The organism is Kastovskya adunca (assembly GCF_059505785.1).
The window spans coordinates 20813-32221 of record NZ_JCACLG010000045.1 but is presented as its reverse complement, the minus strand read 5'-3'; the positions used below and the strand labels follow the sequence as shown (position 1 = coordinate 32221).

General features: G+C 47.1%; 9 protein-coding genes and 1 tRNA gene. 7 read left to right on the top strand and 3 right to left on the bottom strand.

The genetic code is table 11. The features are described 5' to 3' along the window. Positions 1 to 463 precede the first annotated feature (463 nt). The 4 genes from AC5JR3_RS16945 (at position 464) to AC5JR3_RS16930 (ending at position 2181) form a co-directional block, all read left to right on the top strand. Entirely contained in the window at positions 464 to 730 is a 267-nt protein-coding gene (locus AC5JR3_RS16945) for a UPF0367 protein family (RefSeq protein WP_495847727.1), read from the top strand. Then, entirely contained in the window at positions 727 to 1416 is a 690-nt protein-coding gene (locus AC5JR3_RS16940) for an energy-coupling factor ABC transporter ATP-binding protein (protein WP_495847726.1), read from the top strand. The genes AC5JR3_RS16945 and AC5JR3_RS16940 overlap by 4 nt, the downstream gene beginning before the upstream one ends. A 56-nt stretch (positions 1417 to 1472) precedes the next feature. Further along, positions 1473 to 2018 carry an NYN domain-containing protein gene (locus AC5JR3_RS16935; protein WP_495847725.1) on the top strand — a complete coding sequence of 182 codons (546 nt, stop codon included), beginning with the start codon at positions 1473 to 1475 and terminating at the stop codon, positions 2016 to 2018. Between the two features lie 90 nt (positions 2019 to 2108). Further along, positions 2109 to 2181: transfer RNA gene (locus AC5JR3_RS16930), tRNA-Glu, on the top strand. Positions 2182 to 2336: 155 nt separating this feature from the next. On the opposite strand, the gene AC5JR3_RS16925 is transcribed toward AC5JR3_RS16930, so the two are convergent. Further along, positions 2337 to 4016 carry an ABC1 kinase family protein gene (locus AC5JR3_RS16925; protein WP_495847724.1) on the bottom strand — a complete coding sequence of 560 codons (1680 nt, stop codon included), beginning with the start codon at positions 4014 to 4016 and terminating at the stop codon, positions 2337 to 2339. Between the two features lie 134 nt (positions 4017 to 4150). Continuing rightward, positions 4151 to 6109, bottom strand: a complete 1959-nt coding sequence (locus tag AC5JR3_RS16920) for an ATP-binding protein (protein WP_495847723.1) — start codon at positions 6107 to 6109, stop codon at positions 4151 to 4153. Positions 6110 to 6271: 162 nt separating this feature from the next. Between AC5JR3_RS16920 and AC5JR3_RS16915 the strand changes: the two genes are divergently transcribed. Beyond that, a complete protein-coding gene (locus AC5JR3_RS16915; RefSeq protein WP_495847722.1) occupies positions 6272 to 6394 on the top strand; it encodes a hypothetical protein in 123 nt (40 codons plus the stop codon). Between the two features lie 981 nt (positions 6395 to 7375). After that, entirely contained in the window at positions 7376 to 7657 is a 282-nt protein-coding gene (locus AC5JR3_RS16910) for a hypothetical protein (protein ID WP_495847721.1), read from the top strand. Between the two features lie 99 nt (positions 7658 to 7756). On the opposite strand, the gene AC5JR3_RS16905 is transcribed toward AC5JR3_RS16910, so the two are convergent. Then, positions 7757 to 7954 carry a heavy-metal-associated domain-containing protein gene (locus AC5JR3_RS16905; RefSeq protein ID WP_495847720.1) on the bottom strand — a complete coding sequence of 66 codons (198 nt, stop codon included), beginning with the start codon at positions 7952 to 7954 and terminating at the stop codon, positions 7757 to 7759. A gap of 763 nt (positions 7955 to 8717) precedes the next feature. On the opposite strand from AC5JR3_RS16905, the gene alaS reads away from it, so the two are divergent. After that, a complete protein-coding gene (gene alaS / locus AC5JR3_RS16900; RefSeq protein ID WP_495847719.1) occupies positions 8718 to 11366 on the top strand; it encodes an alanine--tRNA ligase in 2649 nt (882 codons plus the stop codon). Positions 11367 to 11409: the final 43 nt, after the last annotated feature.

Genomic DNA, 11409 nt, shown 5'->3' with positions numbered 1-11409 from the left:
AGGGTGTCGAACCATCCTCTGGCTGCTGGCGCGCGTCCAACTGCTATTGTCATAGCAAATTCTCCGAAATATATAAGGGCAATAGTAAACTTCACCTACTCCAACAGCAAACTGCACTTAGCGAGCAGAAAATGACTGGGAATGTGAGTGAAATTTACTTTTCTTTACGGTCTATCCTTATATTATGTGAAAGATTTCAAGTTTTCCACCTCAATATTTAAGATTAGTTAAAATTTTCTCAGAATTGAACCCTGTCGATCGAGAAGCAACCGCACTTATGGGCAGTATGCGATCAGGAATGACACAATAGGGTTTTCACCTGTGGGAATACCTCTACAATTGCTCAGAAATTGCTCAGGGTTTCCTCCCTCAGCACTGAAGACTGTCTTAACAGGACACTAAGTTCTGTCTGAGATAGATAATAAAAGTACAGATATCACAGGACGCTGAACGCTGACACTGCATGATCACTATCGACTTGACTTTAAAAAACACGCCCATCCCCCTTTCTGTACAACGCAATTCAGTGGAAGAGGCTCAAGCAACTTATCAGGAAATCACCACCGCTATGCGGTCAGGTAATCCTCAGTTGCTGGAACTGACCTGCGATCGCCAAACTGAGAAAAAAATCGGCATTCTTAGCGATCAAATCAGCGCGGTGCAAATGTCTCAGAAATCTGGTAGTGCTGCTTCCGGACGTCCGCCTGGTTTCTTTGCCTTGACAGAATGAGCATCACTCCCAACCATGCCCGTGCCAATGGAATTGAAGTCAAGGATTTGTGCTTTAACTGGCGGCACGGCGCAGCCGTTTTGCAATCCTGCTCTCTGAATGTCCCTAAAGGTGAATTTTGGATGCTTTTGGGAACGAATGGGAGCGGGAAATCGACGTTGCTGCGATTGCTGGCGGGATTATTGCCAGCCCAGTCGGGGGAAATCAAGACCTCGCCGCATCTGGGCTTTGTATTTCAAAATCCCGACCATCAGTTGGTGATGCCCACGGTTGGAGCAGACGTAGCGTTTGGGTTGGTTGAAGAGCGGCTTTCTCCCAACCAAGTCCGGGTGCGGGTGGAAGAAGCCTTAACCGCCGTTAATCTTTTAAACTTACAAAGACGCCCGATCTATGCCCTCAGTGGCGGTCAGAAACAGCGGATTGCTATTGCAGGTGCGATCGCGCGTCAGTGCGAAGTCCTGCTTTTAGATGAACCCACTGCCCTACTCGATCCCGACACCCAGTTAGATTTGGTGGCGCAGGTGCGACGTTTAGTCAAAAGTCGGGGATTGACGGCGCTTTGGGTAACGCATCGCTTAGACGAGCTGGACTTCTGCGACGGTGCTTTTTTACTAGAACAGGGGCGAGTTGTTGACCAAGGCGAACCTACCCGCCTTAAGCAACGACTGATGCAAGACCAAGATTGAGTTACTGTTAAGATTAATGACAAAGAAATCCGTTCCTCAAATCTTGGCCTTGAACAATGCCCCCTTCTTCACCACAGGCTGTCTTACTAGTTGACGGCTACAACGTTATTGGCACGCTGCCTCACCTAGAGAAAACTCGCGATCGCCATGGGTTAGAGGCAGCTCGCCGTGACCTGGTTGAAGATTTGGTAAATTATAGTGCCCTTCAAGGCTTTAAGACTGAGGTTGTATTTGACGCCCAGTACCAAGATCAGCCTACTTGTTACGAAGTTTGCACCGTACATGTTTCGATTTGCTATACGGCTTTTGGAGAGACAGCAGACACCTACATCGAAAGGTTTTGTGCATCCCGGAAAACCTTTTACCCCACCGCTCAACGCTTAATTGTCGCCACCTCAGACCGAGCGCAGCAGCTCACCGTTATCGGCTATGGTGCGGAATGGATGTCAGCCCGACAGTTGGGGTTTGAAGTGGAAGCAACTGCTCGTCGGGCACTTCGTCAGCACCGACCGAAAAAACAGCCTCCGGGTCGCTTTTTGTTCAATTCCTTGGATGCCAAGGCACAGCAACGCTTAGCCGATTGGCGTAAAGGCATTCGCTAGTATTCTCGCTCTCCTCTAGAAAAAATATTTTGCTCAAGTAGTTGACAGCTTAGAAAGTAACAGATATAGTTATAAAGGTCTGAAACACCAGCCCCCATCGTCTAGAGGCCTAGGACACCTCCCTTTCACGGAGGCGACAGGGATTCGAATTCCCTTGGGGGTATTAAAAAAGACATCCCAGTCAGCGACACAATCCTGACTGGGATGTCTTTTTTAGGGTAGGTAGCGACTTGTAAGCCAGACGTACTCAAAGCTACGGAAAAAATTAGGCAAAATTTAGCTTAATTGCCAAGCGCTCAAATGGACTTGCTCCAACCGTTATTTCTCTGCTAAACGATCTAGTCTTTCCTTGACGGTTAGATCGATTAAAGAGCGGAGTAAGAATAAGAACCAGAGTGCTGAGAAGGCAAAAGCCGCGATCGCTCCACTGTGATAAGTACCTAGTAACAGCACAGTCCCTGAGAGTAAGGTAAATCCAGTCAAGCAGGCGTAAATTAGGCTTTTGACGGCGAGGTTGATACGCTTGAGAGTGCGATCGCTTTCCATTGAGCGTACCTTTACCTGAAAATCGCCCCGTTCGATCCGCTCTTCTAAGCGACTAAGAAAAACTTCAGTTGCACTAGGCTGCTGTAACTTGTATTTAAGGAAGTTTCTGGCTTGTCGTGCCAGTTCTCCCACCAGATTTCCTCTCCCTTGTGAAATCGTAATGCTTTTAACAAAGGGCTTGGCGGCGGCGACCAGGCTATATTCTGGGTCTAATGTCCTGGCGATGCCATCGAGAGTGGTAAGTGCCTTCAAAACAAACGTCATCTGCGCGGGTAAGCGAAACGGCTGCTGCTCAAAGATGTGATACAGCTCGCTACGCATCTGATTGAACGCTTGCAAATCCACAGGCTTTTCCGTGAATTTATCCAAGAGGAAGGACATCACCCGTCGTACGGGTGTCATATCAGCTACAGGTTCAATCAACCCCATATAAGTCAGTGTATCGATGACTTCGTCAGTATCCTTCCTGAGAACCGCAAAAAACGTCCTCACCATCTGGTCTTGGGCCATGGACTTCACTTCTGCCATCGTCCCAAAATCATAAAAAATCAGCTTGCCATCTTGAGAAACTGCCATATTGCCTGGATGAGGGTCAGACTGAAAGAAACCATCCTGTAAAAGCTGCTTGAGGTAACAACAAATCCCCAGTTGGTTAATTTCTTTGGGATTTAAGTGGCAGGCTTCTAGGGTCTGACGCTCGTCAATTTTGATGCCGGGAGCATACTCCATCGTGAGGATCTTTTTGGTGGTGTAGCGCCAGTAGATGATCGGTACAATCACACGGGGATGAGCAAGAAAGTTTCCCCGAAAGCGGTCAGCGTTTTCACCTTCTTTGATGTAATCGATTTCTTGATAAAGCAGGTCGAAAAACTCTTTAGCAATGGCTGAAAGCTGATATCGTTTTGCCCAAGACAAATACCGCTCGGCAAAACTGACCAGTTGCTTGAGTACTTTGAAATCTAAATCAAATAACTTTGCCAGTCCCGGACGTTGGACTTTGACAACAACCTCTTCCCCACTATGGAGGCGGGCTTTGTGGACTTGTCCTAAACTAGCCGCAGCAAGGGGAAAGCGGTCAAAGTCCCGATAGAAGGTATAGAGAGAGCCACCGAGTTCTGCTTCAATAATGGCGATCGCTTGCTCACTACTAAACCCTGGCACCCGGTCTTGCAATTGCCCTAATGCCCTCACATATTCCAGGGGAAGCAGATCGACACGCGTAGACAGTGACTGTCCGATTTTGATGAACGTCGGGCCCAAATCCAATAAAGTTCCCACTAACCACTGAGCACGGCGATTTCTGTGGTCTGAAGTATTTCTCGCGGCAGTCTTATCCCACCACAGATAGATCATTAATTTGATGGCTGAGGCAAAAATATCTTTTTGCCGTGCCAGCAGGGAATAGTTGGATCGTTGCCAGCGCTGTAGCTTAGGCTCTGCCTTTGTGAGCATAGGAATTGGTTAGAGGAGTCTCCACCTCACTCGGAATTATTCTGATTCTGTAGTTGTTGATAATAAAAATTTCAAAACCTTGAGAAGACGATAAATTTATTGATTGACCTCAGCGTCTATCTCATCAGTACAACTTAACTTCCTTCAGACGGCTTGAACTGAGGCAATGTCAGCGTAAAGCAAGTCTGCCACAACAAAGTTGAATCCTCGCAAGGTTCGCTCTTAACATCAATTGTGCCATGCAAGTGTTGTACCAAACCCTTAACGAGAGCGAGTCCCAGCCCTGTACCTTGAACAGCTTGCTGAGTAACACCTTGACCCCGACGGAATTTTTCAAAAATTTGTGTAATATCTGAGGGCGAAATGCCAGAACCAAGATTGGTTAAAGACAAAGCCATTTGATTGACCTGTTGCTTGACTTGATGTTCGACCTTCAGACAAACCGTAGTATTGGGGTGAGAATACTTCCCCGCGTTGGTCAAAAGTTCCAGCAGGATATGCTTTAGGCTTTCGGGGTCAGTGTAGAGGATTAGCGATCGCGCTGAGTAGTCAGTAGCGAGAGTCAAGCCTTTATCTACCCATTTCTTCTCAAACGCTGGCGCTAACTCATTAATGAGCAACTTCAGATTCACCTTTTGCACTTGAATCTGAGGTTTCTGGGCTTCTATTTCCTGAAGTGCCAATAGCTCGGTAATTAAACCAATTTCCTGAGCGCACGCCTGCTCCAGAATTTCTAAATATTTATCACGACGTTCTGAGAATTCTGGTTTGCGTAACATCTCAATTGCCATCTTCATTTTTGCCAGCGGTGTCCGCAGCTCATGATTCATCGTGGCGAGGAATTCATCCTTCAGCTCATTTAAGTGCCGCAGTTGATCAATTTGCTGACGGGTTTTTTCGTATAACTTTGCCTGGACTTCTAAGCTCCGTTGCAGTTGAGCCGTGCGCTCTTCAACCAGGGATTGTACCTGCCGCAGAGTTTGACTTTGGATAATGGCAGTACTAACCTGGTTCCCTACCCATTTCACGAGTTCTAATTCATCCGGCTGCCACAAACGAGGCTGACCCTGCTGTAAGACAATGAATCCCAAAACGGTTGCTTGTGTAGAGCCACCGCTATGGGAACCTAGAAGGGGCACGATCAGCATAGCGGGCATAGCATCCGAGTCCAGGATTGCCAAGGTTTCGCTATTTCCAAACTCAGGTAGATTTTGCCCCTCAGCAATGATGACGGGTTCGGGTGCTGCTTGCAGGGCTTGTTGGCACAAGGGAGACTCTGACAGCCAAAAGGTGTGGTTTAACAGGGACTGTTTTTGAGCCGTTGTTTCTGCGGCTGGTGATCCCAGCCCACTCTCCCACTCGCACGCCACTCTCACCTCAGTTTTAGGAAAGTTTTTCAATGAGCGGCGTTGGAATAGGGGGTGAGTGTAGCGCAATAGCAGGAGCAAGGCGAGATCGCTTTGGAGGGCTTCTCCGGTTCCGGCGATCGCCAGTTGCAGAACTTGCTCCAAACTCATGGCGCTACGAATGGCTAAACTCAGGTGGTTTAGTAAGTTTTGGTAGCGAGCGCCTGTGCGGACTTGCTGCTGGAGTTGAATTTGGGAAATAGCGATCGCCACTGATTCGGCGGCGACTTTCAGTGATTCTTGTTCTCCATGCACCCGTTCGTAAGCTTGCGATCGCCCCAGAACGATCAATCCATTTGCCTTACCCTGAAACCGGGTCACAATTCTTAAAATCGATTTGACTGGTAATTTTCCCCAACGCCAGTCCACCGCCGACCAAGTTTCGGCAGTTTCCAAATTGGTAATTGCCATCGGTTGGGCCCCTGCCAAAACCTCTAATAGAGCCGGGTGTTCGAGTAGCTGCGTTTGCTCCTGGGGTTGTATTGCAGAGCCGCCCTCTGCACGCCATAAAATTGTCTGCGGTTGGGTAGCCACACCAACTCCTAAGACAATCAAGCAAGCATCAACCTGAAAAATCTCTCCTAACGCTTCTGCTATCTGCCATAGCATTGCTTGTGGGTCTGAGGTCGTCAGGATAATTTGAGTAATCTGTCGCCCGATTTGATTAGGCTCTAGTGAGTAATTCATGAACGAGCCCTTGAACTTCTGCTTGAGAGTGGAACCAGGGGAGTCGAACGGCGGGAAGGAAAAAGAATCTACCATGACACCAGTAATCGCACTTTATACATCTAAATCTCCCTAGCAGCAGCTTTGGCACAATTTATCTTAACGGAGCTTCCTGGAGAGGGCATGAATAAAGGAACTGAAAAATTCAAGGCAACACTGGATATGGCATGGGTACTCAAAAAAACCTGCACTTTCTCCACCATCCAAGCGCTCTCTGCTCACCTGAGTAATTTAAAGCGGTTATGAATTACTCCTTCCCTGTTCTAGGGTTCCCAATTTTAGTGGGTTTCTACCAAAAAAGTATTCTTATTCCATGATAATTATCAGCCAAATCTCGAAAGCCCCTCTTCACTAGGGCTACAAGTTTGGTAAAACTAGAGTTTTTCTGGCGTCACTATCGTTGATTTGTCACTTTGGTAAAAGCGTAATCATCAGCACGCATCACTCAAGGCTGAACCCAGTCAGGACAAAGCCGAAAGCCGTCCAACCCAGGGTAAGGCTTATTGATGAATATTGTAAAAGCTATAAAAGCTATTTCCAAAAGTAGGAGATTTGAATCCTAAAAACCGCTCTATGCAATGATAATGTCAGACATCAAGAGGAAAACACGGCTAAAGATAGCCAAAATTCTCCCGTTAAAAAAATCCCATTTTTTACAATGTTTTATAGCCTCTTTACTTCACAAACTGTGTCTAATTATTTAATTTTTGGAGTTTCCAATCTAATAAGATTTTAGTTAAAAAATTCTGTTCTCAAAATTTTTTGAGGCTTGAATCGATTCACTGGAACTATTCCTGCCGCTCAAGATCACCCTGATTTCTATGTTTCTACTCGTCTAGATCGACAAAAGAGCGGTTATAGGTATTTGAATAAAGTTCATTAGGTATTTATTCCATTATTAACATAAATTTTAGTAGTCATAAACTTGAATACTATCGAAAATTTTCATTTTAAAATTCTCATTTTCCATTAAACACGCTTATTGCCAATTATCTTTGATAAGATATCTTCACAACAACTGTAATTTTTCTATACTTGTGTTTGAATAGATGTTTCAGCACAAGTGATCCTTCTCACACGGTAAGTGAGGGTGCGATCACAAAAAGTCTAAGAATTGGATCACCTAAATTACTGACCGCGATCGCCTTTTGTTGGCGAAGCTTATCACCCGTACCCCTGTATTTTCACGGGATTATTAAGTACATTCACTGAAGAGCCGTTCCTGCCATGATGCTACTAGACAGTCAGCCGCACTGCCCCTCATCTTCCCAGTCTTCTGAGCCTGAAATGGCAAAAATTCCTGCTCAATATCGAGATTGGAAAATCAGTACCAAAGCCATCAACGGGCAAGTATGGCTACGCTTTACCCATCCCCAAGAACACTTTCCCCGATACGGCTGTCCCATCAGTGCAGCAGGTATTGCCGCAACTATTAGCCACATCCGTTTCCTGATCGACTTAGCTACAGAGCTGGAAAAAGGAGCGCCTCAAAAACGGCTAGAGAATTGATACTTCCTGGTATTTTAAAATTTATGGGACAGGTCTGTGTGACCCATCCCAACGCTACAACTGATTAGTCAGGCAATCACTCGTCTCTGAGCGAAAGTTTTACTCAACCGTATGACCCACCGCGACGATCATTTGTTTAATAGACGCTTCAGAGGCTTTTGTTCCGTCTACACTAACAGTCTTTGCCTCTACATCTACGTCTACATGGGCTTCTGACTCGTGGGTGAGGATTTCTTGTTTAATTGTATCTGCACAGCCACTACAGGTGATACTGGGAACTTTGAATTGCATTGTCATAATCAGGCGAAATTTTTCTTGTTTAGTATTCTATTTTACTGTTTATTAAACTATCGTTCATCCTCTTTTAGACTATTGATGTTATTAAAATAGAGAATTCCTGATCTGACTTTAGAGCGATACCGTTTTATCAATTTTTTGCCCTCTCTTTCCCTATTTACCCTAAAAACGTCAAAGGGTCTAGCCTACGCTAGACCCTTACAGGGACAAAAGTTTGAGTGTTGAACAAATTAAACTTCCGACAATTAATAAATTACAAGTCACTAAGGTTTACATCTCTCGCAGCAACCTTTCGAGATTCCTCGCATAGTCACATCTGTCCAGATGTTAGGTTTGGCTCTGCCTGATGAATCGTTTCAGGCGTCTTGCCACTGATTTCTATGCTTAGTTGGTTTGCCTGCGGCTGGGTTACAGTCCGACGACACCTAACTGCGACCCTTGGCTTTGTTTGATTCCAGTCTTTTCTCTGGCTTGGTGTCTATATGTTCAAATTAGCATAGCCTTCTTAGCTGCCAAGTACCTATTTACTAAAGTTGATGTGTCTTTACGAAGCGTAAGTCTTCTAATCATCCGTTAATCAAGCCAGATTGCCAACAACCTTGTCACGCCTAGTTGGAATGGCAGCAAGAACGGGTAAACAAATGTAAAAATAGAGAGAAAATGACCTGCAATTGTCCAATTGGGAAGCAGGCGAGAGGTACTCTTATTGCCCTAGCCTTCTCCTTAACCCTAGTTCTTAATCCCTAGTCCCATTAGTACGCCCATGTCTTCTTCTCCCCAGTTCCTTAGCGGTAGTGAAATTCGTTCCAAATTCCTCGACTTCTATGCCCAACGAGGACATAAGGTGCTGCCGAGTGCGTCTTTGGTGCCAGAAGACCCGACGGTGCTGCTAACGATCGCGGGAATGCTACCCTTTAAACCGATTTTCTTGGGACAGCGTCAAGCAGAGTTTCCCCGTGCTACGACTTCTCAAAAGTGCATCCGCAACAACGACATTGAGAATGTCGGACGCACCGCACGGCATCACACCTTCTTTGAGATGCTGGGTAACTTCAGCTTTGGGGACTATTTTAAAGAGCAAGCGATCGCCTGGGCGTGGGAACTCTCCACAGAAGTCTTTGGCTTACCTCCAGAACGCCTAGTCGTGAGCGTTTTTAAAGACGACGACGAAGCCTTTGCGATTTGGCGCGACCAAATTGGCATTCCCTCCCACCGCATCCAGCGGATGGGTGAAGAGGATAATTTCTGGACTTCTGGCCCTACGGGCCCTTGTGGCCCTTGTTCGGAAATCTACTACGACTTCCACCCCGAACGGGGCGATGACAATATTGATCTAGAAGATGACACACGCTTCATTGAGTTCTACAACTTGGTGTTCATGCAGTACAACCAAGATGTAGAAGGGAAGCGGACACCTCTAAAAAACAAGAATATTGATACGGGATTAGGGCTGGAGCGGATGGCGCAAATCCTTCAGAAAGTCCCAAATAATTACGAAACTGACCTGATTTTCCCGATTATCAAAACCGCCAGCGAAGTGGCTGGGATTGACTATGCCGAGAGCGACGAGAAGACGAAAGTTTCCTTAAAAGTGATTGGTGACCACATCCGGGCAGTGGTTCACATGATTGCTGATGGGATTACGGCATCTAATACCGGGAGAGGTTACGTGTTGCGCCGACTGCTGCGGCGGGTGGTGCGTCACGGGCGCTTAATTGGCATTGAAGGGGAGTTTACAACCAAGGTTGCCGAAAGTGCGATCGCGCTTTCTGAAGCGGCTTATCCCAATGTTCAAGAACGCGCAGAAGCCATTAAAGCCGAACTGCAACGGGAGGAAGCTCGCTTTCTCAAAACCTTGGAACGGGGCGAAAAGCTCCTGGAAGAAATTATCGAACGGGTTGAGCAGCAAAAGAAAAAAGAAATTGACGGACGCGATGCCTTTATCCTCTACGACACCTACGGCTTCCCGTTGGAACTGACCCAGGAAATTGCCGAAGAACACGGGTTTGTCGTTGAGATGGCTGGCTTTAAGGCAGCAATGGAGGAACAAATCAGCCGTTCTCAGGAATCCCACGAAACTATTGACTTGATGGCGCGAGGTTCTCTAGAAGAACTGGCTTCCGGGGTAGCGGCGACGGAGTTTATCGGCTATACCCTACCTGCAACGACGGCTCAAGTGACTGTCCTGATTGCCAAGGGTGAGCAGGTGCAGTTAGCAGAAGCGGGGACAGCTATACAGTTGGTGTTGGATCAGACACCATTTTACGCGGAATCGGGGGGACAAATTGGCGATCGCGGTTACTTGAGCGGTGAGGATCTCCTCGTCCGAATTGAAGACGTTAAGAAGGAAGCTCATAACCTGTTTGTCCACTCCGGTCATGTGGAACGGGGAACGCTGGAACTTGGGGCAACAGTAACGGCGCAAATTGACCGCGCCTGTCGTCGTCGCGCCCAAGCCAACCATACGGCAACGCACCTACTGCAAGCCGCACTAAAACAAATTGTTGACCCTTCTATTTCTCAAGCTGGCTCTTTGGTTGCCTTCGATCGCTTGCGCTTTGACTTTCATTGTCCGCGTCCGTTGACACCAGAGGAAATTCAGCAGGTTGAGGAACAGGTTAATACCTGGATTGCTGAGGCTCACGAGGCTGATGTCTCAGTGATGCCCATCGCTGAAGCCAAAGCAAAAGGGGCTGTGGCGATGTTTGGCGAAAAGTACGGCGAAGAGGTGCGGGTGATTGATTTCCCGGGCGTCTCAATGGAACTGTGCGGCGGAACCCATGTTGGTAATACGGCTGAAATTGGCGTGTTTAAGATTGTCTCAGAAACCGGGGTTGCCGCCGGGATTCGCCGGATTGAAGCGGTGGCAGGATTAGCGGTGTTGGATTACTTGAATGTGCGCGATAAAGTGGTTAGGGATTTGAGCGATCGCTTTAAAGCTAAACCCGAAGAACTCACAGAACGGGTTGAGAATCTGCAAACTGAGCTAAAGAATAGCCAAAAGCAGCTAGAGGCGCTGAAGCAAGAACTGGCGATCGCCAAATCTGACCAGTTGTTAGCCAAAGCTGAATCTATTGGCGACTACAACATCCTGATTGCTCAAATGGAAGATGTCGATCCAGATGCCCTGAAGACGGCGGCGGAACGCTTGCAGCAAAAGCTGGGTGCAAGTGCGGTCGTTCTCGGCTCAGTTCCTGCTCCCGATAAAGTCAGCCTTGTTGCTGCTTTTAGCCCGGAAATTAACAAAAAGGGACTGCAAGCTGGGAAGTTTATCGGCGCAATTGCTAAAGTTTGCGGCGGTGGTGGCGGTGGGCGTCCGAATCTTGCTCAAGCTGGGGGACGCGACCCTAATAAGCTCGCAGAAGCTCTAGAGGAAGCTCGTAACCAGTTACACTCGGCTTTGGGGGAGTAGAATTTATTTTTAACGCAGAGGTTAGCGCAAAGGTTCGCAAAGA